Source organism: Flammeovirga sp. OC4, from assembly GCF_000812565.1.
GTDB lineage: Bacteria > Bacteroidota > Bacteroidia > Cytophagales > Flammeovirgaceae > Flammeovirga.
In genome coordinates, this window is the sequence record NZ_JTAM01000009.1 from 79839 (window position 1) to 105330 (window position 25492).

The following is a 25492-nucleotide window of genomic DNA, read 5'->3' on the forward strand; positions in this document are numbered from 1 at the left end:
GATTATTTATTGTTTTTAAGTTGTTCAAATGCTTGAGGGTTTTCAAGTTTTAGCTTCGCAAGTCCCTGAGGGTCTTTTTGAGCCCATTGCAGGTAAGTCCAAGTAGCTCTTTCTCCACCTGTCGTTTGTGTACCTCCTTGCGTAATTTGAGCAGATAAGCTTTGCTTTTTTTCCAGAGAATTCAGTGTACTTTCAGCTAAAGCAATATTGTCTTTTGCAAGACTCAACCATTGTTCCTTAGCTTCTGCATTGATTTTACCCTCTTTAATGGCAAGTTCCACAAGAGCAACCGCACGAGCATCTTTTTCCGCATCGACGGTTAGTTTTAAAGCAGCATACGCTGTAAGCTCTTTTTCAACTGCTGTTACAAAATCAGTTTCATCAACTTCAGCACTTAACCCCAAAGCATTTTGAAGGGCAACAGATAACTTTATTTTCATTTTTTTGTTTTTTGGTTCTACTTTCTTGAAATCCAATTGCAAACACACTTCATCGAAAGAAATTTCATTTCCTTCGGTATTCATCAGCTTCAACGCATTGGCATTACTCGGAATACTCACTACACTGATTTCCATGAGATCACTTTTTGTAGCCATAAACTCACCGGCAGGATCTAAGTCTACTTCAATGACCTGAAGCATCGGGCTTGCTCCTTTTAAAAATCCCCGTTCGACCTTTCCCGACAATGCTTTCGCCTTCAAATCGTCCTCATCAAAGACGGCATCTGCTAATAGCTGGGTTCCTTCTATGCGTAAGTTTTCCCACTTACCATATACATCATCTCTACCATGATTGTAGAGCAAAACAGGGTTGGTTTTAAATCGTGTCTGATCTATTCCGGCATTCATCAATCGGAAGCCGTGGCTGTTTACTTTGCTTTCATCATTTATTACGAATGTGTGTTTCTTCTTGCTCATCAGATAACTGCGTTTTTGTGATTACAAACATAGATGTAAGTCAACACCTCCAAAAACAGAATCGGTATAATACCGATTCTATTTTTTTGAACAGCCGAAAAAAGCCTCATTGCAAACAAAAAGAAATGGGAATCAGAGCTAAAAATGCAGAGAAGAATGAATACGCTTATTTGCTATTCATGCAGAACAAGAAAGAAAAAGAAATCTGCCAGAGTGTAGGCATTACACAACCCACTTTGAGAAAATGGAAGGCGGAAGGCAACTGGGAAGAAAAACGGGCATCTCAAGCCATGAGCATTGATACGATTCTTTCTAAATCCCTATTGAAAATAAATGAAATGCTGGATAAACCCGGATTTAAAGCCGATGAGTTTTCAAAAGCAATTTCACAATTGAAACACCTTAAAAGTGGTGAGAATATCAAAGTGGATGATGTGATTAGAATATTCTTAAAGTTCAGTGACTTTCTACAGACTGAAGCCTTGAAAGATGATACTGTTGATGAAACAGTTATGAAAATCATTACCCAATACCAAGACAGGTATATCCATCATTTAATCAATAAGGAAAATGACTTCTAAAGAACTACAAAAAAGGTGGAAAGCAAGGGTTGATGAGGTGCAAAATAGATTTTTCTCACTTGACCCTGAAAAAGATGGTAGTGTTCGTATCAATAAGGCAAGAAAGGATTATGCCTATTTTGTAGAAACTTACTTTCCTGACCTCGCTAATAAAAAATGTGGTAAGTTTCAATTGGATGCGGCTAAATATCTCCTGAAAAACAAGAGAGCAAGAGCCGTTTTTGAATGGGCTAGAGGTCATGCAAAGTCTACACATATTTCTTTGCTGATACCTCTATGGTTGATGATTCAAGAAAATCGCCAATTCAATATGATGGTGCTCGTGTCGAAAAGTGAAGATGCTGCCGTCCGTTTGCTTTCGGATCTTCAGGCGGAATTACAGTACAACGAACTATTCAAACACGACTTCGGTCATTTGCCACAATTAGGCTCTTGGGAGGAAGGAGAATTCCGTACGGTTACAGGTTTTACATTCGTGGCATTAGGTCGTGGACAATCGCCCCGTGGTTTGAAAGACCGAAGTAACCGCCCCGATTACCTTGTCATTGATGATATAGATGATGATGAAATGTGCCGTAATGAAGACCGAATAAATAAAGCACTGGATTGGGTGCTTACTGCTCTGATGGGCACTATGGCAATGGGACGTGGTCGAGTAGCATTTGTGGGAAATAGAATTCACAAAAAGTCTATTCTTGCCAAGTTTGTCAAAAGGCCCAATATCTACCATACTATTATCAATGCATTAGACAAAAATGGCAATCCATCATGGAAAGAAAACTATACCCCTGAAGAAATTGCAGAGATCAGAGCTACGATAGGTGAAAGAGCGTTCCAAAAGGAGTATATGAACAATCCTCTGGAGGAGGGGACAATCTTCCAAGAGAAATATTTCCGATTCGGTAAAATGCTCCCTTTGAAAAAATATGTAGCTCTTGTTTGCTATACCGACCCCAGTTTTAAGTCCTCCACCAAGAATGATTATAAAGCCACCATGCTTTTAGGGAAGACAAAAGAAGGTTACTACCATCTTTTAAAAGCGTATGCAGATCAAACAACAATTACCAATATGGTGGAGTGGCATTATGACATTGACGATTACAGCAAAGGAAGCCGACCCATTATGTATTATATGGAAGCCAACTTTTTGCAGGACTTACTTTTAGATGAGTTCAAAACCTATGGCGAAGATGTTGGCCATCAAATACCCATACGAGGAGACAAAAGGAAGAAGCCCGATAAGTTTGCAAGAGTTGAAGCACTGCAACCCCTCTTTGAGCGTGGGTTTATCATTTTTAATGAAAAAGAAAAGGAATCTCAAGGAATGAGAATTCTTATTGAACAATTATTGGCTTTTCAAAAGGGATCTAAAATACATGATGATGCCCCCGATGCTCTGGAGGGTGGAATATTTCTTTTACAAAAAAGAACAGCAACTAAAAGTAATACCTACAGGGTAGGCAGAACCTCACAACGTAAATACTAAGATTATGTTTATCACTTACGAAGAAATGAGTACGGTAATCTATGAATATAGTTTGACAGAAATTACCACTCAAACCGATGTTGAATTTCAGATTGCAGCAGCAATACAAGAAATGAGTTCCTATCTCCATTCCAATTATGACACGGAAGCTATTTTCAATGCTACTGGAGAAGAAAGAAACAAATTGCTTGTGGAATTCGGGAAGAGCATAGCAATATATTATGTGATCCGTGTTTGTAATTCGGATTACCTTTTCGATAAAGCACAACTTTATTATGACAACGCAATCGCTTGGCTCACAAAAGTAGCAGGCAACAATAATGTAGCTCCAAACCTTCCATTGAAAAAGGATGACGACGGAGAGGTTAAAATCAAAAGCAGATACGCATCAAACACCAAATTCAATCATAGTTTTTAGATATGGCAACAAGAAACAACAATAGAAACCGAAGAGGAGGAAAAGGAAAACAGCAAAAGGGTTTTCATAGAAAAATCAAACCGAAAGCCATAAGCAGAGTAAGAAATGATATTTCTAACTGGAAAATGGCACTGCAGAAGGCCGATAATGTAGACGATCCGAAAAGGCAACTGCTTATAGAAATCTATGAAGATATAATGCTAGACGGCACGCTGTCTTCTCAGGTACAGCAACGATTCGAGAGAACCATTGGAGCCTCATTCCAGTTAGTCAATAAAAGTGGGAAAGTAGATGAAAATGCTACACAACTTTTTCAAGAACACCCTTTTTATTTGGATTTGGTGGAAGCCATTTTGAATGCACCATTATACGGTTACTCTTTAGTGGAGTTTGAATACATTGATGATGCACTATGCATGAAAGACATTGACAGAAGGCATATTTCACCCACCTATGGCAGGTTTTATCCTGACCTGATGAGCAATACTTTTATTCCTTATCGAGAAACGAAAGAATTTGGCAAATGGCTGATTGAATTTAATGAGTCTGAAGGTCGTAATTATGGAGTATTAAATAAGTGTGTTCCCCATGTTTTATTCAAGAAATTTGCTCAAGCATGTTGGTCAGAGCTATGTGAAATTTACGGCATCCCACCAAGGGTACTGAAAACTAATACTCAAGATCCTGAGCAACTCGATAGAGCCGAAGCTATGATGCGTGATATGGGTAGTGCTGCTTATTTTATTATTGATGAAGAAGAGGAATTTAGCTTTGCTAATGGGGCAACTACATCAGGAGATGTTTACAAGAACCTTATTCAACTTTGTAATAATGAAATCTCTATGGTGATCAGTACGGCAATTGTAGGGCAAGACACCCAATATGGCAACCGCTCCAAAGAAGAGAGTTCAAATAAACTGATTGAATACATTGTCAAAGCCGACAAAAGAAGGGTAGTACAGGAAATGAACAAGAAAGTGCTTCCTGCTCTGGAGGCCATCGGGTTTATTCCTGGGGGATTGACCTTTCAATTTGAGAAAGAAGAAAACTTGAAGTCACTTTGGGAAATGACGGTTCAAGCAATGTCGCACATGGATGTTGACCCCAATTGGATCAAAGAGAAGTTTGGCATTCAAGTGACAGGCACCAAAAAGCAAACCGCCCTTAGTGGATTAGACCCTTTTTTCGATTAAGCCCCAAAAACCTAGGGGCATACAAAGAAAAAATGAAACTGTATTATGGTACAATAAATAATGGTTGTCCGATACATGGTGCTGTAGAGCTTGCCGACAAGAATGCTCCAAAACTTGGAATGGGTAATGATCCCATAGAGAGAATTTGGCGTGAGGTACAGGGGGGAAGAATGACCATTCACCCTGAGCTATTCCATTATACCAACAACTATCTCCAAGCAGGTATTGATCAAATATTTTCGGATATCGTCTATGATGATCAAGGCTTTGAAATGGTACAGAAATTTAGGAGAAACATTGCCCGTTTCTCTGCCTATAAGGCTAGGGAGCTTACTGTTGTTTTGGAACTGTCTGCGATGGAAGACGCACCAGCGATGGACAAACTGTATAACACCAATTGGCTAAGAACGGAGGGAAACCATGTAAAGCGTTCTTGTCAGTCAGCGGAAGAATGGTTGGAGATTGAGGCGGACAAAGATCTATATCCGTATCTGAAATATGAACCGAGTGTATCAGCAGAGCCAAGAACTGAACACAAAAAACTTTACGGTATCATAAAACACGTTGATGATCCTTTTTGGGATGTTTGGCTTCCTCCTTCTGCTTGGAACTGTAACTGCTGGGTAAGTCAACAGACCACTGATAAAGGTTCAAAAGAAATGCCTAAGAAAATCAAGTTGCCACCAAAGTCTATCCGTAATAACCCTGCGAAAACGGGGAAAATAATTACGGATCATCACCCTATGATTGCTATCAGTAACGAGGCGATTAAAAAGGGTGTAGAGAAAACGTTGCAGACCTTTATTCCTGATATCCCATTTGCTGAAGGAGTGCAATACATAGGAAAAAAAGGAACGATCAAAACACATTACTATGCAGACCCATCAGATATTGATGAAAATATGGTAGATGCCATAAGAATAGCAGATCAGTATGATGTGGAAATTTTGATTAATCCTCATACCAATGCTGATGGAATCAAAAACCCTGAATTTGTGATTGATGGTATAGTAGGAGATCGTTTTGAGCGAAAAGGGAATGCGACAGTTAGAAATACAATTCTTAATAATATCCGTAAAAAGCTGAATTCAAAGAAAGGTCAATTATCTAAAAATACCCATGATAAAGTTTCTTTAGTAATTAATCTCAAAGAGGAAATCCAAAAAGATAAAGAAGCCATTGCTTCAGCTTTATACGGGCAAATCAAGAATTATCCTCATTTGAAGCTTGTCTATATTCTTGGAAAGAATGAAATGGTAATGGTGGAAACAAAAAAAATCAAATCGTATGATGATTTGATTCAACTGTTTTAAAAGAAAAGTGCGGGATTTTCCCTTCCCGCAAGGGTGGGACGATGAGTTTCCCCAAGGTCTATTACAAATATACGAAAACTCCATAATAATGTTCTATGGCAAAACATATTTTTAAACTTGAACTTGATTTAAAACAGCATTCAAAAGCAATTGAAACCTATTTAAAAAAGGATGCTCCCCGAAAAATGGGGATAGAAGCGAAGAAACATTATAGAAAAAGTTTTGATGATGGAGGTTTTACAGACAGTTATCTGGAGAAATGGAAACCTGCTAAAAGAACCAATAGCAATAGCGTTTGGTATGGATTTGAGTACAGAGCCAAGTCTACTCCTCCAGACAGTCACCCCAAACGGTGGAAAGCTAAAAAGGGGTATGAGGCGAGAAAACCAAATGCAATCACCAATTATTCTCCTGCTGCCACAAAACGTACTACATTGGTGGGTACTGCTTCAACTCTCAAAAATAGTATTAAGTACAGAAGCGGAAATGGTGAAGTGCGGATCTTTAGTACAGTTCATTATGCCAAACTGCATAATGAAGGAGGAACCATAAAAGTGTTTGGGAAAACTACCCGAAGACTTCCCCAAAGAAAGTTCATGGGTAAATCCAATAAGCTGAATGCAAGAATCAAGTTTATCATCAAAAAAGACATCAATCAACTTTTAAAGTAAAATGAAACAAATATTAAACAGTATTCAGGAACAATTAAGTAAAATATCTGAAGTCAATTATGCAGGTGAAGATTGGGGACAACTGGATGAAGAACGACCACCAGTAAAGTTTCCGTGTGCTTTGGTCGATATGGATCAATTCCAATACTCTGACATGGGCGAAAAGACACAAATGGGGGAAGGAATTATTCAGATTACCGTGGCTGATATAAAACTGCAAGGTAATAGACCTACAGCACAAATGAATAGAGTTTCTGACCACGACCGCTTTATGACAGTATTGGAAAAGGTTCATGAGAAGTTACACGGCTACGGCACTGCCGAATTTCAACCCCTCAAAAGAGTAAGTATGGCAAAAATAAAAAGAACGGATGGTATCCGCTCCTATGTGATCAGCTATGAAACGGCCTATACTGACCGTGTTGCTACCACCAAATACACCAAGAAGACGATCAGTGGAATTAATATTAATCTGTAAAAAAAAGAGGCACTTAATAAGCACCTCCTTAATTACTGACAAATGTCGTGTCCATCTTTAGTAACCTAATAAACCTGTCATAACTGATCGGAATGTAAGGAATCACCTTATGTTCCCACACCCATTTCTTATTGCGGTCTTGCCTGCGTGGCTCATACCACTCCTCAACAATTTCTTGTAGGATTTTAGCTTTTCTAAGTGTATTGATACGCATTGGAGTGGACATAAGTAAAAAGAGGTATAAATGTGTAATTATTTAACAAAGATAAAAAAATAAGCGCGTAATATGAAATATATAACCTTTAAGTGAATGTATATTTTTATACTTTTTTCACTAAGTTTACTTTCAAATAAAACTATATCGCATGTTATCAATAAAACCAACAAAAAACGGGCTTGGAGTAGAACTATGGGGAGAAGAAGAAGACCTTAAAAGGTTATACTTATTTATTCAAAACTTTTGGCATGACATTGAATCTCCTAATGAATTGGCTAAAGGAGAAGTTATTAGTTACTTTTCTTACGAAATAAGAAAAGGATTTGAAGGAAAACGATTAAACAGAGGAAATAGATACTTTGGTGTAAACATCTATTGGATACATTATATATGTTCTTTAACATGTTTGAAATCAAATGCTAGTTTAATTCCTACAAGCAAAGAAGATGTTGCGATGTTTCAAGCATTAGAGAAGTTGTTTATTGAAGCTATGAAAGAATATGACTCAGTAGGAGCTCAGGGTCTTGAACCTTATTTAAATGCACTTTATGGTAACAATAAATATATGTACCAGTTCATGAGACAGGCTACAACAGACCATGTTAAAACAGGTGGTGGCAAACCAGCTTTCAGGTCACTTCCAATTTTACTTCAAGGTGGAATTTATGCTACAGAACCTTACAAAGAATTTGTACGCAGTCTCAAAAAATCAGCTAGTGAATTTGGGGTACCTCCTGAGACTATTGAGTTTAATGATGATGAAATATATGAGAATTTAATATGGTAATTTGACCAACTAGAATGATGTACAGTGAGATAAAAAATGAAATCTTATTAGAGATTTACAAAACAGGAGAAACAGACCTTGCTTTCGATTTGAATAGAGATTTCGCTAAAAAACATGGAGTTTCTCCTGAGATAATTGAAGGTTTCTTTAAAGAATTTGAATCAAGAGGTTTTATTTCTGTTACGGGACTTTCTAAGTTTAATGTCCTGGTTTATTTAGAATCATCATTTTTCACTTTCCTAGAACAAGGTGCTTATGAAAGTGAGAATAGAATTTCTTCTCTTCAAAAACGACAACTTACTCTTGAAGTAGAAACATTGGAACTTCAACTTGAAAAACTTAAATCGGAGCTTGAGTCCGTCAAAAAAGTCGATCCAAAACTTTTTGAAAGAATTTGTACCATTTGCTCTCAGATAGCAACTACTACAGGAGTTGCTATCAAATTTACGTCTTGATATCACGTAATCAAATTTCTGAGCATACTCTACAATTGGATAGAGTATGCTTTTTTTATGTAAATGAATTGGTAATACTTCTTCTGCTATCACTTCATCATTAATAGATAAAACCATTTTTGATGTTTCGGCATTATCCGTTTCCAATTCTTTTCCTACAGTCCACATAAGCTTTATTTCTGTGGTAACTGATTGTTCTCTCAAGAATATCATATTCAATTATTTTTCCGATTAAAATCTGCAACAGCATCTTTCAGCTTCAAAGTCATTCGGTTATCCAAAACTACCAGCCAATAAGTGACTACTTTAAGTAAAATATAAGGTAGTTTTATTGTAATTACCACGAACCAAATACACCATACAAAGGTTCGGTGAATTCTGTTTTCAAAGTCTATTTCTGGCATTACTAATTATTCTTCTTCGTTAAAGTAAACAATGTAATAATTCATATTCTTGTCTCTGCTGTAACCTTTTTCAATATTCTGTTCATTCCCATGAACTATAAGGCTGATTTTTTTATCAAGTTTGATAATACTCTTGAATAATTTCTGAGATCTTTTGACAGCTTCTTTTGAAACTTTAAATTCCTCATAAAGGGGAACTTCCTTCTTTTCAGCAAAATCTTCTTTGAATTCTTGGAAGGCGTCAATTACTTCAGGTTCTTCGATCACATTGTTTTCAAAGTCCACTATATTGAACTCCTCCTTTTCTTTAAAATACTTCAATGAGCGGTTTAAAAGATCCACTTGGGCAGGTTTATCTACAGCATGGTCTTCATTGAAAACTTCCTCTACAAAATCGACACACATGTCTAGAATATTTTTTGTGTGAAAGAAATTATCTTCTCTAGGTTTCAACTGAAGGAAAGACTCTTTCCAATACAGTGCTTCAACCCCATGAAATGGAGTGTCTTTTAGCATAACTTTAAAACCTTTATCAATCTCTGAATTAAAAATCAGACACCCTTTGTCTAATTTTTTTGTACTCATCCCTTCACTCTGATCTAAATGAAAAGCACCAATTTCAGTTTTATCACCTACAGTAATAAATTTTTCTTTGTGTTCGGCTTTAAAAAGACCTATTGCATCAACTACATCACCATCAATTACACAATCTTTTAAGACCGCTACAAACAATTCTCCTCCTTTGATCCTTGGGTGTGTTGATGCTTCAAAAAGTAGCTCTGCTATTCTTTGTGAACGATTCAGTAATGTTTCGAATGGTGCTTCAAAAACGGTTGCTGTTATATCGAACATTTCATTATCCTTAAATGATTCTTCGTCTTCTGGAGCTCCAAAATGATACATTGGTCCAGGCTTAAAAGATTTCAAGAAATAATCCATTACAGACTTATATAATTCACTGTAATTTTCTAACTCGATTTCAAACTCAGCTAGGTCAATTGGCTCTTCTTGTGTTTTATTTCCAACTTTATGGATTACTAATTGTGAGATTTTCACGTTTGACAAGTCAAAAGATTTAATTTTTGTCATAATACTTCATTAAAAATTTAAAGTTCAACTTCTTTACAATACATTACCCCACCAAACACCAATACCCCTTTCTCTTGAAAACCTTCGATTAGAATATCAGCAAAACGGATCATTTCCGCTCTCATGGATAGGAAGTCTTCTGGAGCTGTAACATCTCTCCAGTTATCTACTAATTGATTAATTAGGCAGATTCTTAGTGTTTTTATGTTCATTTTTCTTGGTTTTAGAATCCACTTTTAGGATTCGTTCTACTTTATTGTCTTGAAGTCCGACAAAGATTTCTCCATCAACTTCATTGATACCTAACAGCTCTATTTCTTCAAAATCATCTGAGTCAAGAATAGTGTTTTCCCAACCGAATCCACTAACCCATAGATGAGAGAAAATAATCTTACGTTTGTTCATTTCTTTAAAATTTTATCCATTAAATACTTTGCTTTAAACGCCCTGTATTCCGCATCCTTATCATTTTTGGGAGGAGGAGTATTAGGCTTTTCCTGCATCTTTTTATAGAGTGCCTTCATCTCATCAGGGGATGCCCTGGAAAGGTCTCTATCCTTCTTACGTCTGCCGTGAGCATCTATCTGCTGATGACTCACAAAAGGCGTTCTCTCCTCCACGTCGTACTTGTCTATCCAATCACAAATAGTCTGATTATCTATCGCTCCGTATACCTTGCCGTAAGCTCCTTCTTGTACCCTGCGAAAACAGTACAATAGCTCATCCAATCGGAGGTAATAATATTTCTTAGCGATAAGCATTACCACCTGCATGATTTCAAAATCGGTTTCGGGCTTGTTCTTAATTCTGAATGTGGAAAAAAGCATCTGCAATGCGATATGAATTGCTTTCATTAATTCAGTCTTGTTTTCCTTTTTCAGTTTTGCAATAGAAACCCCTGTCAATGCTTTTCCGACGGTCAGATCTGTTTGGTACTCCAGCAATTCAAACTTATTTTCTTCTGAAAGAATCAAATGGATTGCTTTGTTATTACCCGTAGAGATTGTCAAGTCTTGCTTGATTGTCTGTGGAAGTTGGTGGTTGTTGCTTTTTGTACTCATCTCTAAACAGTTGTAATATTTCGCTTAAATGACTGACGATCTCTGAAGGTTGCAATCTTCGCCCTACAAAGGGTTTATGCTTTTTGATAAAGTCCCAGTGCTGGCAAATAAAACGCCATTGGTTTATTGCTTGCTCGCTGACTTGTTCCTCTGTACAGTTTTGGTCTTTTAGAAACTCCTTGGATAGATTTTTACAAAACTCTACTATCTTTTTCATTCCGGCTTTCTGTTTATAATCCATTGCCGGAGAGGTTCCCGTTTCCTTGCGGATCAATCCGTAATAGGAAGCATAGAAGGCGTTGAGAGTTTTATCAGGAGCAGACTTGGTTTCTGTCATTACTTCTATTCGGAAAAATGCTCTTGCTTCTTCCAAACTATCCTGATGCCAAGGGAAATGCTCAAACAATTCTACCACTTTCTCTTTTTCGGGGAACTGCTTTTGATACTTCATCGAATTTGTCAATTCTTTAAGTCCTCCCTTTTCGTTGTAGATCACGGTAAAACTGCCTGTATACCCCTTTTTCTTCAACCTTACTTTCATGTGGTACTAATGTTATTTTCGGCAAGAATATCATCCACATAATCATAAAACTTTACCTTGCCGATGTTTTTTTCCATTTGTTCAAACTGACTGACGAGTTTAGGAAGTTCGTTGAGTTTATATTTCGGAAGACGTTTATGGAGATAGCCGTATTGCATCATCCATGCGTTGAAATAACTCCAGTCAGTTTCTTTGAAGTTTTCTTTCAATTCCACCATTCCAATTTTACTCGCAATGGCAATGATCTTTGAACGCATTTTTGAAACTTCCTTTTTTTGCACCTCATACTCTGGCGGATTAATCTGGATTAAAAGGTCTTGAAGCATCAGCAGTACCTCATCTTGGGTCATTTCCTTGGTACTGTCCGTTCGACCTTCGGTATACTGTAACACAATGTCTTTTCTCTGCTCTTTGATCCCCAAAGTATTGAGGTAGGCAAAGAACATTTTTCTTTGTTTTGCTGTCATGGCAGTAAGGGTTTTTGAGTGGAAGGTGAGGCACTAGCCCCACCCGTAATTACAATGCTGAAAACTGAATTGAGATATGGATAAACTTTCCATCTTGATTGGCTTTATAGAAACGGATATAACGAGTAGTTTCCCCCTTTTTTACCGACTCCATAATCAGATCACACCCTTCAGAAAAAAGAGGAGCTTTGATTTCTTTCTTCATTGATAACAGATCCAAAATCTTGGTGCTGTTGTACTGCCCATCTTTGTTTTTTGAAAGTAAACGCTCCACAATCATTGTCACGTTTTTATGTGCTTTCTTTACCGTCGATGATAGCCATTCACGAATTTTCTCTATTCCTAACTCAAATGTTTCATCGTAGACGGGTTTGATCTGTGTTTTTACTTCTACTTTGTACTTCTCATCAGTGGTCTTTAAGAAATAGTTATTCAAGCTTTTATTGTTACCTTGGTAAAGGTCTAATAGTTCTTCCTGCAACATGTCTGCTTGCTCAAAAGCCCACGATTTAAAGCCTTTCAAACCTCCTGATTTGATGGTGCTAAGAGTAGAAGATACATAGTCAATAGTTCCATTGTCTCCATCAGATAAAACCAATGCCATTTGACATGATTTCCCCACAAACCCATCACGTCTATTTTCCCATGATTTCTTTGCCCGTGTTTTAGCAGCTGCTTCTTTCTTTTTGCGTTGCTCCAGTTCTTTTTCCAGTTGCTCAATTTGCTCTGAGGTCATTTCAGATACACTAATTCCTTTCATTGTTTTTTTTGATTTAGTTGTGATTGATTTCTTCTTCTTGATGATTGATTTTGGTCTTCAAGGCTCTCCAGGAATATCCTCTTTGATCGGGGTACCCGTCTTTAGTGCCTTTGTAAATTCTTTTGTGACTGAGCCCTATGTCTTCATATTCGACCACCCAACCTTTATACCCATAACGGAGTACGTAGCTGATACTTCTTTGATAATTATTACCCATAACTTCAAGTTTCATTCTTTGTCAATCCAATATTTACTTGCTCCTTCATCCCATATCGTGAAGGGTTCACCTCCTCCGTACCTCGATACTGGAAAAGCTCTGTAGCCTTCCACTCTTATTTTTACATCTGCATCATAGCGGGCAAAGTTGGCAGTACGGCCAGCAGGATTTTTACCCTCTGCATGTGAGATAAAAACAAACATCTTATTTGGGAAGGCTTCTTTCAGCTCTATATATTGTTGTCTGTCCATCCCTGTGTACTGTAAAGAATCGATGATGATCACCTTGGGGCTTTGCCTGCCTTTGAGTCTTTCCTTTAACTCCTCAATGGGTTCTCGGTCAAGTATCAAGAATCGGCGTTTAACATCGACCATTCTTGTTTCCTCTATACCTTTCTGGAAGGAGCGTCTTGCTCCCTCTTCCAGCGTATTGTAGGCGACCTTGCAAAAGCTTGCCATGTACTTGGCGAGTTGCAAGCAGAATCTTGTTTTTCCGTTGCCTGAATTGCCCCAAATAATCCATATGCCCGTTTGCTCTGGCATTCCGAATGCATCTTTCCATTGTCCTTGAAAGTTGAAAGTGGTAAATCTTTTTTTGCTGAGTTGGTCTACTGTTATAGCTCTGCTTCTTCTTTGTCTGCGTTGTTTTTTAAGTTCACTCATTTTATATCTTAGTTTATAGTGAAGATGGAGTGGCTCATGCAATATCATGTAGATAAGCTCTAACATTTTGCTTCACTCTGCGGAGATCCATCTCACTATCCTCTTGAATTTTTTTAATCTTTCCTCTGTCTTCAACACCGTTTATTTGACATATCATGTAGATATCATCATTAGAAACTCCTTTTAGCTCTACAAACTTCCTCTTGATTCTTGAGTAGATCTCTTTAAATCCTTTTTTATTGAGTTTCAATCCTCTTTTAATTCTCTTTTCAAGGTGATTGGTAGCACAAAGCACAAAACCAACTTTTTCCTCTAACTCATTATAAATCGTGATGAAGAAGTATAATATTGGATCACTTAGTTTGTCGGCTTCGTCAAGAATTACTAAAGGGTTTTCTTTTTTCTTAAGAACATCTACAATTGTATCTACCATTTCAGGTATTGATCCTGTATCTTCTTTTCCCATTGCTCGAAGTAGCTTAATAAGAAAGTACCTTTTGTTCCAATGCTCACCACATTTCAATAGGAAGACGTTTTTGTGGTTGTTACTATACTCTCTAAGTGCGTAACTCTTACCACTTCCTGCTTCACCTGTAATAGCAAGTGCTTCGTTTTCATCTTGGGCAAACTTTACTACATTTTGAATAAACTGAAAGTCTCTTGTTTTTACCCCATTCCATTGTTTAGAAGACCAACCCACACCATCTGCCACTTTAAGAAAAATCTCGTCTGAGGTTTTGCCGACCTTGCCACTTGCAAGGTCTCTGAGTTTTACATTACTTACACCAATGATGTTTGATGCTTTCTCCGGGCTTCCTACATGATCAATAAATGCCCTTAATTTTTGAATGATCTGATCTTTTTGTAAATTTGTCATCGTAAATTTGATTTAAATTCTTACTCACAAAGGATTTATAGAACACCGAATAACTTGTTTGAAGAATTGCCGTCTTCATCATTGTTATCGGTGTTTTTTTGTGTATCAATAAGGGTATCCATATTTGATTCACTTTTGTACACTTCACCAATGCTTGTTTCTTTTACTTTTTTAGCTTTGCCTTTCTTGACTTTTTTCTTTTTACTTGTTACCCCTTTAATAGAAGGAGCATTTAAACCATAGTCTTCTGCACGCATCCCAAACTCTGCAAGAATTTCATCTGCTTTCTTTACTCTTTCAATTCTAAGGTCCTTGATCTTTTTATCTACCTCAGAATAATAAGAAGCTTCCCATTCCTCCTGCTCTTGGATGGCTCTGTGCGTGATTGGTTTCAACTCTGCATTTGCTTTGAACTCTAATCCTAATGCATCTTTTGTATAGAGTTTAACATATTCAGTATTTTCAGGGTCATACTTAATCCAGAACTGTCTGCCTATGTTATCGTTTAGCCATTTAACATCTGGAGTACTACCATTCATTACTACATAGCGTTTCTTTACACCATCTTCTGTAAAGACTAACCCCACTTTAGTGCATGTAATAGGTTTTGGTCTTTCGATCCAATACAAATCAACCATATCCCAAATAGTAAGCTCAACAGCTTCTTCGTTTACACTATCACGGTACATTTGAGAGCGTGGAATCTTTGTGACATGATGTGGTGCATTGTTCCACTCGTCACGACGTTTCTTGTAGGCTTCTTTTACTTCTGCTTCAGTAGGAAGATTTGCTTTGTTTGCAAGAATAAACTCTTCATTCTTTTTACTCTCTTCTGAAGTAGCAGTAATGTTTTGGCCAGTGAAGAACCAATCTTGCTTCAGGTATCTTTGTTGGAATCTACCAAAAGTGCTTTCAATGGTCTTAGAGTTACCATTATAAGGCTGTGTTTTGATACTCAACCTTGCAATCTTATTTAGAAGATTACCTGCTTCAAGTTTACCATGACCACCTTGACCATCAAACTTCAACTCATAAGGTCTATGCCCTGAAACTTGAGAAGCCATTTTGAAAGCACTAAACTGCATTTCGTAGTTTTCCGTTTTTGCAAATGAATAACCAAGGAGTACTTCGCTGTATGCATCCATTACCTCATAGACAAACATGGTTTTCATGTTTCCATTTTCATCTAAGTAGTAATAGTTCAGCTTTGTACCATCAGCATACCAAAGGGCATCTCTTACTGAAGGCAATTCAGTTGAATGCAGGTAATCGAATTTTCCTTTTGCTGCTAAAGATCCTCTACGGTGACTAATCCACATACTTTCAACTTCGGGTTGGTACAAATACGAGCGGATGGCTCTTTCATCTTTCAGTGTCTTCCAACCTTCTTCCTCTGCTTTCTTGTTGTAAAGCTCCCAAAGGTGGGGAACACTTGTTACTTTCTTGACCTGATTCGCCCACATGGCAAACAGCCACATTCTTGCATCTTCTGTGAGTATGCTACTACTGTTATTACAGAAGTTTCGATGAATCAGTACCTCATAACCTCCTTTTTTATACTTGTCTAACCGCTCACGAAGTCGACGGGTGTTCTTGGGTAGGTTATGTGCCCAGGTATGTCGTGGGAGTTCTGCCACTAGGTCAGCGATCTTCTCCCAAAGTTTACCTTTTCTTCCTCCCAGTGCTTGACGTTTTGCCATCATGAAGTTGCTGTATTCTTGAATAGCATTGAGCACTGAGGCATTTGCGGTGTATTCTATGCGTCTGGCTTCGGGTAAAGCTTTTCGTTTTCCGTTTTCACTATCGAAAGTGTAATCATCAAAAAACTTTTTGGCTTTAGTATCAATTACAAGGAAATTAAAGAAGCTATTCCGGCGGTAAATCTTGTGAGGGTCTCCAAACTTCTCTTCGATCTTATCTCGGAAACGTTGAGGGATACTTTCGTATGAAACTAGGGCAGTGCGTCCATTACCTCCTCTTCTAAGTATCTCTATTTTTCCTCTTCTACTAAGATTATCGTAATTTACTTTAGTTATAACCTCAGCTTCTTCATAAAGCCATTTACTTTCAACACATAGTTTATTATTGATGAAGTCGAAAGACATTTCAATTAAACTTTACGTTCTTCTACTCCTGTATCGACAATAATTTGTTTAGCTTCATTCTCAAGCATCTCTTTTAAACGAGCTCTAATTCTTTGATGTAGAGGTGTATTATATGCGTACCTCACTGCATACCTTACTGTTGATTTACTCGTACTCATTTCTTCTGCTACTTGCTGTATATAACTTGTAGGTATATTGATTTTTCCTGCCATAATTATTGAGGTTGTTTAAATTATACATATATTCGTTTGTTCTGTTGAACAAATAACTTTGTTTTACATTACAAATATATAGAAAATATTACGAACTAAACAACATGATTACAGAAAATAATACGAGCATTTCACTGAGAATCAAGCAATTCATTGATAATCAAGATATTACAATCAATCGATTTTCTAAAGAAGTAGGTGCTTCTAATAGTTATTTTAATAAGCTTTTTAAGAATAATGGATCAATAGGATCTGATAAGATTGAGAATATACTACGAGCTTTCCCTGAAATCAACCCAACTTGGTTACTTACAGGGTGCGGGAATATGTTACTTGCCTCAACTTTTCAGCCACAAGGATCATTTAAAATGGAAACTGAAGTTAGACCTATTTCTACAGGAACTCCATTAATACCCACACATGCTTTTGCTGGAATGGCAGGTGGAGACGTATCAATTATGGAGAAAGACATAAATGAATATTATAATGTTCCTGATTTTACAGGAGTAGATTTTATGATAAGAGTTAAAGGAAGTAGTATGTACCCTAAATATAATAGTGGAGATATTGTCGCTTGTAAAAAATTAAATAATACCAATATTATTCAATGGGGAAAAACTTATGTAATGTATATTAGAGATCAAGGAACATTAGTAAAAAGGCTCTTTCCTTCAGAAGAGTCTAAAATGTCAGTAAAAATTGTAAGTGACAACGATAAATACCCTCCTTTTGATGTATCTAAAGATGAAATTTTAAGTTTAGCTCTAGTTACTGGAGTTATTAGAATGGAATAATTTTTTTTGTTAGAATTATAGATCAGAAAAGTCGTTAAATTGTCAAATTGTACACCTTTTCCACGCACCTAAAAACATCAAAATGCCCCAAAAACCGCCTTTACAATACCGTAATAGCGGTTTTTTGTGTTTCTTAAAGTGCATTAACCCCCTTTGAGTTTTCACTTTTTTGCAGTTTTAGAGCTTATTTTTGTCATTACACCCTATCTAAAACACCCTTTGATACAACATTATGACTGTCCAACTGACTGTCCAACTGACAACCCAACTCAAAAAAACACACCTTTCAACACCTCCTAACGGTCTATAAAATACGCTCTTTAATTCGGGTTCAATTAGTATTAAAGGGAAACTAAAAACGCCCAAAACAGCCCCATACAGGCTTATTTTGAGCGTTTGAGAAAGTTTCCACCCCATTACTTTCCTTTATCCAGAAGAAGAGAAAGTAAAAAGAAAGTAAAAGAAAGTTTCTGCACAATATGTTTTGTTTTAGTAGGTTACTCTTATAAAGCAGAAAAACCGCCTTTATGCTGTCGTAAAGGCGGTTTTTGGGGTTGTTTTGGTGGGATTTTCGCCCCCTAGTATGTGTACATTATGTATTGCCCCCTATAAATTAGTATGAAGCGACTATTGTTTATCATCATTTTTTTATGCATCAATAATTTTCTACTTGCTCAAAATGAAAAATTTACTTTTGGTATCGGTACAGGTTTAGAAGTATATACTGGAAAAATTGATGATATCAGTATTGGCGGAGTAGGAATCAGTTTAAATATCAATTTTTACTATAATCACACTTCACATTGGTCATTCGGTTTTGAACGAAATGGAAGCATGAGTATGCAATTTTTAGCTCGAAAACATGAAGATGATTATTTGGTTTATTTACCTTTCGATGCAATCGTACTATCAAATGTTGTTGATTACACTCTTAAAGCAAAATATTATATAGGAAAGAGTAAAGTGCGTCCTCATATAGGCTTGGGCATAGGATATTATAGGACAAAGAGTGCTTTGCGTTCTGATGATGACATGGGGCCAAGTATAGAAGTTCCACTAAAAAGATATGAAGCCATAGGTTTTTCACCAGAATTAGGGGTTAATTTTGGCTTATTTCAGTTGGCTTTTATTTCAGATATTATTCCGGGTACAGTAATTGATCACAATGATGAATCCTATCTTTTTAATTTATCAGTGAGAGCAATCTTTAATATAGATGTTCAGAATAAGGATGGGTCGAAAAAGAGATAACAGAAATTTATATGGGAAGAAATGAAAGTAGTGCTACTTAGTATTTTATTATCAATACAATTATTTTTTGTAAGCCAACAAGAGGTACCAAGAAATGAAAAACAGAAGCAATTTTTAATTATAAATGCTCAATATTTTAAAGAAAATAATGATACTTTAAAAATATATCATCAGAGTAATCTGTCATCTCCTGCTTTAAAGATGACAAATGAAAAGATTATCTTTTATAAAGATACATGTAGTTACAATAGGAATTATTGTAGGTATTTTAATGAGAAAGATGTAGTTCAATTTCTTGAGTATAATATTTTCTATTTTAAGCGAGCTAAAGAAATAAAGGATGGTTATTTGGTGAGCGTAGATGATGATATTTATATGATCCCTCATCAAAATGGAGTTTATACAGAAAGTATAGAAAAGCACATTCAAGGTTGTATCATTACACCAAAATCAAATGTATCACTTAAGCAATTTCCAAATACCACTTCTGCAGATGTTAGGGTAAGTAAAGAAAATATCTATTTTGCAGTTAAGGTGTTAAATGATTGGGTTTTACTGGAGACCCCCGAAGAGTTTGAAATAAAAGAAAGAGGATGGGTAAAGTATATTGACAATGATACGCTTAATATTGATCTTTATTATTCATATTAATAACTCTATGCTATAACATCAAATTTAAAGTCAACCTATTGCCTGTAAACCTATGAAAAGTAAACTAATTCTTTCAGTATTTTTTTTCGTCACAACTAATATTAATGCTCAAGAAGTTCAATCTCTTAAAAGTTTATTATCTGATTATTTAATTGATAGTTGGCTGGAATGTGTTTCGACTGAGTGTGTTGATTATCAATACAATTCTAATGATACAACTAAAGTAATGTTAGTAAAAGTACCTGATTGTAATGTTGTAGAAGAAGGTAAAGCCATATTTTTAATTGTTGAGGATCACATCAAACATTTTGAAGAAATTGAATTTGATCAAAATTTCATTCACATTGAAGAAAGACAAACAAGTAATTCATTTTATACTTATTTCTTTCATTATTCAAGTATTAGAGGAGACATTAAGTACTATTTTATTGATTTAACATCGTATAAAAGTTATGAAACGGTTTGGCTTGATGGAAAAATTAAAATTGATGATGTGAACTTTAATCAAAAGAGAATTTTTGGAAAGAGTGAAAGAACAAAAACTGATATAGAGTTAGAACTGAAACTATTGTAAATATTATGAAAAATCCCTATTTGGTGTAAGTATAAAGCCGTAGGCGTTACTTAGAACTGTCCAATTGAATAACACCATAATCTACCCCCGCAAAGGTGGCTTGTTAGATTAAAAACACAACTGCATCAATCAAATAACTCTATAAGTAAACTTCATCATGACAAGAACTCTAATACTATTTATTTTTATTTCTAGCACTAGTTTTGCTCAAGATCTTCTGGTTCAAAGTGATACAACTGAATATTATAAATTGAAAGGCAAGTATGATTTACTAATTTTTAATGATATAGAATGGAATTTTACGAATAATGTTGTTAGAAGGACCATTTACGATTCAGAAAACTTTTTGAAAGATTATCCAAAATCTCTCTTCTGCCCATTAGTAATGCATGATTTATCGTCTTTCTATCAAGCAGTCGATTCAGTAGAAAAAGCACATTCCATCGATCTTGAGTTAATAAAGACAATAGATGACTATAAATTAGTTGAGATCAAGGATAATTTTACTTTTTATTTTTCAGATACATCTAATCGAAGGTTTAGAAGAATATCTTATGAAGATAAAAATGATGCTAAAATTTCCACTCTAGAAAAATTGACCAAATATTTTATTAAACATAAAGATTATGAAAAAGCATATTACTATCTAGAAATGTTGAAAAGCACAAACCGAACATCCACATCTACTTCTTGTTATAGTACTGTAAACGAATATGCTGATTTAAGTTTTGAAGTTTATTATCATTTCAATTATTATAAAGAGTGTTTAAAACTTATAGAGAGAGGTTTACTTCAAATTATGCTATATGAGAAAATTTCACTCAAAAAAGACTCAACCCATAGTGAACTAGTATCAAAATATACAGATGTAATAAAAAAAATATACTCAGAAGAAGAAATTGAGAAAGGATTTGTCAAACAGATAAAGCCGTCTAATTATGATTACTTTTATTATGAAGTATACCTTTTCGGTCGTCTTTATTATTTGGATTTGTATGAGGATGATTTCTCTAAATTACTAGGGTATAAGGTAGATGACGAGATGGAAGATAAACAAGTGGGGATTGATTTAGATAATGTTTTGAAGAAGACACTTTTTTATAAGAGTTTAAAAGAGGGAATTAAATAAGGATATGCCAAACAGAGAATTAATGAATAAACTTTTCATTTTTTTATTTATAAGCTTTTAATAGGAGAAGAGTATTACACTAAAGATAAGTATGTCAAGGAATTATTTAATGAGATAAAAAAAACAATTGATTAAAATGAAATATTGTTGTACTAGCTTTGAAGCTTTATATAAGAATACATTAAAAGAATCAACTTATATATTTATAGAAAAGTACAAACCACATCCAAGAAGTATTTTCCAAGAAAAATCCTTAGATTTTTATTTAGGTAAAAGTATAGAAGATAGAATTAGAATTTATTATTGCCCTAAATGTGGAAAAAAATTATCGACGTTTTATAATATTAAATATTTTCAATCTTAAGTTACACTTAACTATTCTGGATATAAAGCTTTTATATGTTAATCAGGGGATTCGTATCCTACTGCTCTAATTATAAAGCTGTAGGCGTTACTTAGAACTGTTCAATTGTATAAGTTTCCAACTTATCACAACAAAATACAAACCCCCACAAGATAAAACCTTGTGGGGGTTACTTATCCCCAAATACAAATCAAAAATTCACTATATTTACCCCATAAACGGACAACAGTTATGTGCACTTCACGTTATATCAATCCATTTACGGATTTCGGATTTAAGAAAATATTTGGAGAAGAAGCCAATAAAGATATTCTCATTGATTTTTTGAACTCGGTATTACCTGCCGAAGATCAAATCTATGATTTGACCTATAAATCTACAGAGCATTTACCTAAAAATGACACGGATCGCAAGGCCATTTATGATTTATATTGTGAAAATGATCAAGGTGAAAAGTTTATCGTGGAGTTGCAACGTGCCGAACAAATACATTTTAAAGATCGGACAATCTATTATTCATCTTTTCCCATTCAAGAACAAGCTAAAAGAGGGAAAGGGTGGGATTATGAATTAAAAGCGGTTTATGTCATCTCTATTATGGATTTTATCTTTGAAGAAAGGGATGAAGATTTCCATCATATCGTACAGCTGAAAAATCAAAAGAATCAAGTCTTCTATAAAAAACTGAAGTTTGTGTATTTAGAATTGCCAAAGTTTAGAAAGCAAGAGAAAGACTTGAAAACTAATTTTGACAAATGGCTTTACCTTTTAAATAATATCACCACCTTTGAGCAAATGCCATCTGTTTTGAAGGAGCACATTTTTAGAAAAGTACTGAAATTAGCAGAATATACAGCCCTTCCAAAAGCTGATCAAGAAATCTATGATGAGGATTTAAAGCGTTTTCGTGATTACACCAATACTTTGGATATGAGAGAGGAGAAAGGAAGAAGAGATGCTAATATAAAGACAGCTAAAAATTTACTTCAAATGGGTTTACCAATAGAGCAAGTAGCCCAAGGTACAGGTTTATCAATTGACGAAGTAAAGGCGATCGCTAATACCTAGTGGATCGTGAACCACAAGGCATTCTGGCCCTACAGAGTTATAATCTTTCATTTATTCACTAAAGCTATAATTATTACTAATTCTGTAAAGACAAAATGCCTCACACCTCACAATCCACAAGGGCAAAAAATTAAAATTCTATTTTATAAGCTAATGAAGGAATGACAATTTGGGCATCAGCTTTCTCAAGGTTTTGAGTTTGATAGTTGTATAAATAACCATAATCATCCTTACTACCAAGGGCATTTAATAGCTGTAATTTCCATGTGCCTGTATGTCTTCTTTTATTAATTTTCCAATAGAACGAAATATCTAAACGGTAGGATGGATCTTGTTTCTCCGTATAAATTTTTGATTCATCATAGATGGCTTCTTTTTGATCCATACTTTCCTCTGTATCTAAAGGAGTGGTATATTTTCCCCCAAGAAGATTCAAACGACCGCTAAGGCCTAATACTTTATTTTTTGATTTTCCAACCACCCATTCTTTACCATAGATAGCATTGATTACAAATCCTCTATTGAATCTAGTATTACGTTCAATACCATCACCTCCCTTGTATTTTGAGTCAAAGACAGAACCGGTAAACATATAGTAAAATCCTTGATTCAAACTTCTTGATAAAGTGATGTCTATTCCCATGTTTTCACCTGTTCCAGTTCCTTCCATTTTATCTTCATACAGCCATTGAGCATCAATATTAATAGCTGAGTATGAACTATCTGGAATTACGGGGACGTCATAGAGGCGTTGGTAGTAGGGTTCGATACTAAGTGTAATTTTGTCATTAATATTCCAATCATATGAAAAAACATAATGATGCGATTTAGATAGAGGTAAGGATGTATTAGGTTGAGTCACTACACCATTATCCTCAATTTTACTAAAATACAATGGCAATGGTTCTAGTTTGGAATGTTTACCATAAGCAAATCCAATGGACCTGTTGGGAGAGATTTGACAGGATAGGCTTGCTCTAGGTTCAAACGTCAACTCTTCGTTGAAATTTACATATTGGCTATGAATACCTACATTTAATTTTAAGCGAGAGGTTAAATCAAACTGTGATTGTGTAAAAAACTGATAAGTATTAATGGTACTTTGTTCATCCAAATAGGTTTGTAATGGATCTTTAAACTCAGGAGAGAAAGCTAATTTAGAATTGTAATGCAATTGATTGACAATTACTCCCGTTCGGTTGAAGTGAGAGGCATTAAACTTATGTTGCAATACTGTTGATGCTGTCCATTTGTTATTTTTAATACTCAGATCCCTAGTTGGAAATGCATCTAAAAGAAAATCATAACGCTCTTCTTCGTACCGTTTATATTCATGTGAAGCCACTATAGATGTTTTTAAAAAGGTTTTATTGCTAAAGGAATAATTATGCGTTAAACCTAAAATTCCTGTTCTGAATGTACCTAGATCAGAATAACTATCGTATTCAGAAACCCATTCGGTGGTGTCATTATTGGCTTTTGAATCGATACCGTCAATTAAGCCTAAACCCCAAATAGAAAATACACCCGCTTTTTGAGTAGGAACATTAATTTTAAAACTTAGATCTTGATAGGTTGGAATACCATTATCTTCAGGAAGAATAGGCTTTATTAGTGCAAGCGTTGAATATCTATAATTAAAGAGATAAGACGCATTACTATTTTTTGAAAAAGGACCTTCAGAAGAGATATCCAATCCTAATGTTCCCAATTGAACGGCATGTTCGGAAGTTTCATTATTTCCATTCCTAAACTGCATATCAAAAACACCTGACATCGCATTTCCATATTCGGCAGGGAAAGCACCCGTTAAGAAGTCAGAATCACCTAACATCAGACCGCTTAGTGCAGATATTGCTCCGCCACCAAAAGAACCAAGACCTCCAAAATGATTCGGGTTAGGAATTTCAACACCTTCTAATCTCCACAAAACACCTTTGGGGGCATTTCCTCTAATCACCACACCATTATCATCTAGGTTACCTGTAGTCACCCCGGCAAAAGAGGCTACAACTCTGGCAGGGTCATCAAAAACAGCTAATCTTTCTGTTTGTTCCACCGTGAAAGACTGTCCACTCACACTGACCATTTCATTTAATGTTTTACCATTTCCCTCTGAAGCCCGAATCACTACTTCTTCCATTTGAGTAGCACTTTCTTTTAGAGGAATGGTAAGGACTAATTCCTTTGCAGAATTCAGCATCAAATTATTGACTATTGCAGGTTCATAACCCACCAAAGTTACTTTTAAGTTTTGTCGACCAACTGGAATGCCTTCTAATCTAAAATTGCCTTGGTCGTCTGCAACAGTGCCTAGTGGAGTTTCCAAGGAAGTAACAATTATGGTAGCAAATGCTAGGGGAGTTTTAGAAGTGGCGTCGACAATCTGACCTCTGATTACTTGTTTGAGTTCCTGAGTAAAGGCTGTAGTAACTAATAACAAGAAAAGCATAGAGCAAATAGTTTTTTTCATCATTTTAAAAATTGATTTAAGAGCATTTAATTTTGTTTACATGATGATGACACCAAGAGTATGTTTTACCCCTATGCGTGATGAAAAAAAATAATATGAAAGAGAAAACAACTATTTCCGTTTGGTATGAATATGGAAGGCATTGAGAATATAGAGTTCTTTCAAATAATGAGGAATAATTTTAATATAGATGTTGAAGTTACAGATGAAAATTAAGTTATTGTTTATAATATTGCTCAGTGTATTGTATTATGTGATTCAAAAAATTATATCCGTG

General features: G+C 35.5%; 30 protein-coding genes. 15 read left to right on the plus strand and 15 right to left on the minus strand.

All coding sequences use genetic code 11. The features are described 5' to 3' along the window. Window positions 1-2 precede the first annotated feature (2 nt). Complete coding sequence (locus tag PL77_RS08730; protein ID WP_052444272.1) at window positions 3-917, minus strand: HK97 family phage prohead protease; 915 nt, start codon at window positions 915-917, stop codon at window positions 3-5. A 125-nt stretch (window positions 918-1042) separates the two neighbouring features. Here PL77_RS08730 and PL77_RS08735 point away from each other — a divergent pair, with 125 nt between their 5' ends. The 7 genes from PL77_RS08735 (at window position 1043) to PL77_RS30375 (ending at window position 7057) form a co-directional block, all read left to right on the plus strand. After that, entirely contained in the window at window positions 1043-1498 is a 456-nt protein-coding gene (locus PL77_RS08735) for a phage terminase small subunit-related protein (protein WP_172665824.1), read from the plus strand. Further along, window positions 1488-2984, plus strand: coding sequence for a phage terminase large subunit (gene terL / locus PL77_RS08740; RefSeq protein ID WP_044203874.1), 1497 nt, complete (start codon window positions 1488-1490; stop codon window positions 2982-2984). Before PL77_RS08735 ends, terL begins: the two co-directional genes overlap by 11 nt. 4 nt (window positions 2985-2988) lie before the next feature. Then, entirely contained in the window at window positions 2989-3402 is a 414-nt protein-coding gene (locus PL77_RS08745) for a DUF1320 family protein (RefSeq protein ID WP_044203876.1), read from the plus strand. A 2-nt stretch (window positions 3403-3404) separates the two neighbouring features. Continuing rightward, on the plus strand, window positions 3405-4595 hold the full coding sequence (locus PL77_RS08750) for a DUF935 family protein (RefSeq protein WP_052444273.1): 1191 nt from the start codon (window positions 3405-3407) through the stop codon (window positions 4593-4595). Window positions 4596-4627: 32 nt separating this feature from the next. Continuing rightward, window positions 4628-5908 carry a phage minor head protein gene (locus tag PL77_RS08755; protein ID WP_044203878.1) on the plus strand — a complete coding sequence of 427 codons (1281 nt, stop codon included), beginning with the start codon at window positions 4628-4630 and terminating at the stop codon, window positions 5906-5908. A 95-nt stretch (window positions 5909-6003) separates the two neighbouring features. Next, complete coding sequence (locus PL77_RS08760; RefSeq protein WP_044203880.1) at window positions 6004-6579, plus strand: phage virion morphogenesis protein; 576 nt, start codon at window positions 6004-6006, stop codon at window positions 6577-6579. Between the two features lies 1 nt (window position 6580). After that, a complete protein-coding gene (locus PL77_RS30375; RefSeq protein WP_052444274.1) occupies window positions 6581-7057 on the plus strand; it encodes a hypothetical protein in 477 nt (158 codons plus the stop codon). A 28-nt stretch (window positions 7058-7085) separates the two neighbouring features. Here the strand turns inward: PL77_RS30375 and PL77_RS08770 are convergent, their stop codons facing one another. Beyond that, window positions 7086-7271: a hypothetical protein gene (locus PL77_RS08770; protein ID WP_044203882.1), complete on the minus strand. Its 186-nt coding sequence runs from the start codon at window positions 7269-7271 to the stop codon at window positions 7086-7088. Between the two features lie 151 nt (window positions 7272-7422). On the opposite strand from PL77_RS08770, the gene PL77_RS08775 reads away from it, so the two are divergent. Both PL77_RS08775 and PL77_RS08780 read left to right on the plus strand, forming a co-directional pair. After that, window positions 7423-8061: a hypothetical protein gene (locus tag PL77_RS08775; RefSeq protein ID WP_044203884.1), complete on the plus strand. Its 639-nt coding sequence runs from the start codon at window positions 7423-7425 to the stop codon at window positions 8059-8061. A 14-nt stretch (window positions 8062-8075) separates the two neighbouring features. Further along, window positions 8076-8516: a hypothetical protein gene (locus PL77_RS08780; protein WP_156152297.1), complete on the plus strand. Its 441-nt coding sequence runs from the start codon at window positions 8076-8078 to the stop codon at window positions 8514-8516. A 410-nt stretch (window positions 8517-8926) separates the two neighbouring features. On the opposite strand, the gene PL77_RS08790 is transcribed toward PL77_RS08780, so the two are convergent. Genes PL77_RS08790 through PL77_RS08840 form a run of 12 tightly spaced genes read right to left on the minus strand, consistent with a single transcriptional unit; the run spans window position 8927 to window position 16911 of the window. Further along, window positions 8927-10009 (minus strand): nucleoid-associated protein, encoded by a 1083-nt coding sequence (locus PL77_RS08790; protein ID WP_044203890.1) that lies wholly within the window; start codon window positions 10007-10009, stop codon window positions 8927-8929. Between the two features lie 17 nt (window positions 10010-10026). Next, on the minus strand, window positions 10027-10221 hold the full coding sequence (locus PL77_RS31745) for a hypothetical protein (protein WP_156152298.1): 195 nt from the start codon (window positions 10219-10221) through the stop codon (window positions 10027-10029). After that, window positions 10187-10414 carry a hypothetical protein gene (locus PL77_RS08795; protein WP_052444275.1) on the minus strand — a complete coding sequence of 76 codons (228 nt, stop codon included), beginning with the start codon at window positions 10412-10414 and terminating at the stop codon, window positions 10187-10189. Before PL77_RS08795 ends, PL77_RS31745 begins: the two co-directional genes overlap by 35 nt. Beyond that, window positions 10411-11070, minus strand: coding sequence for a DUF6633 family protein (locus PL77_RS08800; protein ID WP_156152299.1), 660 nt, complete (start codon window positions 11068-11070; stop codon window positions 10411-10413). The genes PL77_RS08795 and PL77_RS08800 overlap by 4 nt, the downstream gene beginning before the upstream one ends. After that, window positions 11000-11611 carry a hypothetical protein gene (locus PL77_RS08805; RefSeq protein ID WP_044203894.1) on the minus strand — a complete coding sequence of 204 codons (612 nt, stop codon included), beginning with the start codon at window positions 11609-11611 and terminating at the stop codon, window positions 11000-11002. The genes PL77_RS08800 and PL77_RS08805 overlap by 71 nt, the downstream gene beginning before the upstream one ends. Next, window positions 11608-12078, minus strand: coding sequence for a hypothetical protein (locus tag PL77_RS08810; RefSeq protein WP_044203896.1), 471 nt, complete (start codon window positions 12076-12078; stop codon window positions 11608-11610). The genes PL77_RS08805 and PL77_RS08810 overlap by 4 nt, the downstream gene beginning before the upstream one ends. Before the next feature lie 49 nt (window positions 12079-12127). Further along, window positions 12128-12838, minus strand: coding sequence for a DUF3164 family protein (locus PL77_RS08815; RefSeq protein ID WP_044203897.1), 711 nt, complete (start codon window positions 12836-12838; stop codon window positions 12128-12130). Between the two features lie 13 nt (window positions 12839-12851). Next, on the minus strand, window positions 12852-13070 hold the full coding sequence (locus tag PL77_RS08820; protein ID WP_044203899.1) for a hypothetical protein: 219 nt from the start codon (window positions 13068-13070) through the stop codon (window positions 12852-12854). After that, complete coding sequence (locus PL77_RS08825) at window positions 13067-13717, minus strand: hypothetical protein (protein ID WP_044204038.1); 651 nt, start codon at window positions 13715-13717, stop codon at window positions 13067-13069. Before PL77_RS08825 ends, PL77_RS08820 begins: the two co-directional genes overlap by 4 nt. A 34-nt stretch (window positions 13718-13751) precedes the next feature. Continuing rightward, a complete protein-coding gene (locus PL77_RS08830) occupies window positions 13752-14594 on the minus strand; it encodes an AAA family ATPase (RefSeq protein WP_044203901.1) in 843 nt (280 codons plus the stop codon). Between the two features lie 35 nt (window positions 14595-14629). Further along, window positions 14630-16699 carry a hypothetical protein gene (locus PL77_RS08835; protein ID WP_052444276.1) on the minus strand — a complete coding sequence of 690 codons (2070 nt, stop codon included), beginning with the start codon at window positions 16697-16699 and terminating at the stop codon, window positions 14630-14632. A gap of 5 nt (window positions 16700-16704) precedes the next feature. Next, window positions 16705-16911: a hypothetical protein gene (locus tag PL77_RS08840; protein ID WP_044203902.1), complete on the minus strand. Its 207-nt coding sequence runs from the start codon at window positions 16909-16911 to the stop codon at window positions 16705-16707. A gap of 104 nt (window positions 16912-17015) precedes the next feature. On the opposite strand from PL77_RS08840, the gene PL77_RS08845 reads away from it, so the two are divergent. The 6 genes from PL77_RS08845 (at window position 17016) to PL77_RS08875 (ending at window position 22742) form a co-directional block, all read left to right on the plus strand. Beyond that, entirely contained in the window at window positions 17016-17705 is a 690-nt protein-coding gene (locus tag PL77_RS08845) for a S24 family peptidase (protein ID WP_044203903.1), read from the plus strand. 618 nt (window positions 17706-18323) lie between these two features. Continuing rightward, window positions 18324-18956 (plus strand): hypothetical protein, encoded by a 633-nt coding sequence (locus PL77_RS08855; protein WP_044203905.1) that lies wholly within the window; start codon window positions 18324-18326, stop codon window positions 18954-18956. A 21-nt stretch (window positions 18957-18977) separates the two neighbouring features. Next, window positions 18978-19607: a hypothetical protein gene (locus tag PL77_RS08860; protein ID WP_044203906.1), complete on the plus strand. Its 630-nt coding sequence runs from the start codon at window positions 18978-18980 to the stop codon at window positions 19605-19607. 52 nt (window positions 19608-19659) lie between these two features. Beyond that, window positions 19660-20181: a hypothetical protein gene (locus tag PL77_RS08865; protein WP_044203907.1), complete on the plus strand. Its 522-nt coding sequence runs from the start codon at window positions 19660-19662 to the stop codon at window positions 20179-20181. A gap of 157 nt (window positions 20182-20338) precedes the next feature. Continuing rightward, the gene (locus PL77_RS08870) at window positions 20339-21310 is read left to right on the plus strand and encodes a hypothetical protein (protein WP_044203908.1); all 972 of its coding nucleotides are present in this window, start codon (window positions 20339-20341) and stop codon (window positions 21308-21310) included. 595 nt (window positions 21311-21905) lie between these two features. Further along, entirely contained in the window at window positions 21906-22742 is an 837-nt protein-coding gene (locus PL77_RS08875; RefSeq protein WP_044203909.1) for an Rpn family recombination-promoting nuclease/putative transposase, read from the plus strand. 130 nt (window positions 22743-22872) lie between these two features. On the opposite strand, the gene PL77_RS08880 is transcribed toward PL77_RS08875, so the two are convergent. Beyond that, complete coding sequence (locus PL77_RS08880) at window positions 22873-25218, minus strand: carboxypeptidase-like regulatory domain-containing protein (protein ID WP_082026458.1); 2346 nt, start codon at window positions 25216-25218, stop codon at window positions 22873-22875. Window positions 25219-25492: the final 274 nt, after the last annotated feature.

Bases quoted from the DNA above. Each gene is read 5' to 3' on its own strand.
- PL77_RS08805 (WP_044203894.1), bottom strand. From the start codon at position 11,611: ATGAAAGTAAGGTTGAAGAAAAAGGGGTATACAGGCAGTTTTACCGTG.
- PL77_RS31745 (WP_156152298.1), bottom strand. From the start codon at position 10,221: ATGAACATAAAAACACTAAGAATCTGCCTAATTAATCAATTAGTAGAT.
- PL77_RS08825 (WP_044204038.1), bottom strand. From the start codon at position 13,717: ATGAGTGAACTTAAAAAACAACGCAGACAAAGAAGAAGCAGAGCTATA.
- PL77_RS08865 (WP_044203907.1), top strand. From the start codon at position 19,660: ATGAAAAGTAAACTAATTCTTTCAGTATTTTTTTTCGTCACAACTAAT.
- PL77_RS08760 (WP_044203880.1), top strand. From the start codon at position 6,004: ATGGCAAAACATATTTTTAAACTTGAACTTGATTTAAAACAGCATTCA.
- PL77_RS08775 (WP_044203884.1), top strand. From the start codon at position 7,423: ATGTTATCAATAAAACCAACAAAAAACGGGCTTGGAGTAGAACTATGG.
- PL77_RS08770 (WP_044203882.1), bottom strand. From the start codon at position 7,271: ATGCGTATCAATACACTTAGAAAAGCTAAAATCCTACAAGAAATTGTT.
- PL77_RS08790 (WP_044203890.1), bottom strand. From the start codon at position 10,009: ATGACAAAAATTAAATCTTTTGACTTGTCAAACGTGAAAATCTCACAA.
- PL77_RS08855 (WP_044203905.1), top strand. From the start codon at position 18,324: ATGAAGCGACTATTGTTTATCATCATTTTTTTATGCATCAATAATTTT.
- PL77_RS08875 (WP_044203909.1), top strand. From the start codon at position 21,906: ATGTGCACTTCACGTTATATCAATCCATTTACGGATTTCGGATTTAAG.
- PL77_RS08840 (WP_044203902.1), bottom strand. From the start codon at position 16,911: ATGGCAGGAAAAATCAATATACCTACAAGTTATATACAGCAAGTAGCA.
- PL77_RS08755 (WP_044203878.1), top strand. From the start codon at position 4,628: ATGAAACTGTATTATGGTACAATAAATAATGGTTGTCCGATACATGGT.
- PL77_RS08870 (WP_044203908.1), top strand. From the start codon at position 20,339: ATGACAAGAACTCTAATACTATTTATTTTTATTTCTAGCACTAGTTTT.
- PL77_RS08830 (WP_044203901.1), bottom strand. From the start codon at position 14,594: ATGACAAATTTACAAAAAGATCAGATCATTCAAAAATTAAGGGCATTT.
- PL77_RS08730 (WP_052444272.1), bottom strand. From the start codon at position 917: ATGAGCAAGAAGAAACACACATTCGTAATAAATGATGAAAGCAAAGTA.
- PL77_RS08845 (WP_044203903.1), top strand. From the start codon at position 17,016: ATGATTACAGAAAATAATACGAGCATTTCACTGAGAATCAAGCAATTC.
- PL77_RS08815 (WP_044203897.1), bottom strand. From the start codon at position 12,838: ATGAAAGGAATTAGTGTATCTGAAATGACCTCAGAGCAAATTGAGCAA.
- PL77_RS08800 (WP_156152299.1), bottom strand. From the start codon at position 11,070: ATGAGTACAAAAAGCAACAACCACCAACTTCCACAGACAATCAAGCAA.
- PL77_RS08860 (WP_044203906.1), top strand. From the start codon at position 18,978: ATGAAAGTAGTGCTACTTAGTATTTTATTATCAATACAATTATTTTTT.
- PL77_RS08835 (WP_052444276.1), bottom strand. From the start codon at position 16,699: ATGTCTTTCGACTTCATCAATAATAAACTATGTGTTGAAAGTAAATGG.
- PL77_RS08780 (WP_156152297.1), top strand. From the start codon at position 8,076: ATGATGTACAGTGAGATAAAAAATGAAATCTTATTAGAGATTTACAAA.
- PL77_RS08820 (WP_044203899.1), bottom strand. From the start codon at position 13,070: ATGAAACTTGAAGTTATGGGTAATAATTATCAAAGAAGTATCAGCTAC.
- PL77_RS08810 (WP_044203896.1), bottom strand. From the start codon at position 12,078: ATGACAGCAAAACAAAGAAAAATGTTCTTTGCCTACCTCAATACTTTG.
- PL77_RS08880 (WP_082026458.1), bottom strand. From the start codon at position 25,218: ATGATGAAAAAAACTATTTGCTCTATGCTTTTCTTGTTATTAGTTACT.
- PL77_RS30375 (WP_052444274.1), top strand. From the start codon at position 6,581: ATGAAACAAATATTAAACAGTATTCAGGAACAATTAAGTAAAATATCT.
- PL77_RS08745 (WP_044203876.1), top strand. From the start codon at position 2,989: ATGTTTATCACTTACGAAGAAATGAGTACGGTAATCTATGAATATAGT.
- PL77_RS08795 (WP_052444275.1), bottom strand. From the start codon at position 10,414: ATGAACAAACGTAAGATTATTTTCTCTCATCTATGGGTTAGTGGATTC.
- PL77_RS08735 (WP_172665824.1), top strand. From the start codon at position 1,043: ATGGGAATCAGAGCTAAAAATGCAGAGAAGAATGAATACGCTTATTTG.
- PL77_RS08750 (WP_052444273.1), top strand. From the start codon at position 3,405: ATGGCAACAAGAAACAACAATAGAAACCGAAGAGGAGGAAAAGGAAAA.
- terL (WP_044203874.1), top strand. From the start codon at position 1,488: ATGACTTCTAAAGAACTACAAAAAAGGTGGAAAGCAAGGGTTGATGAG.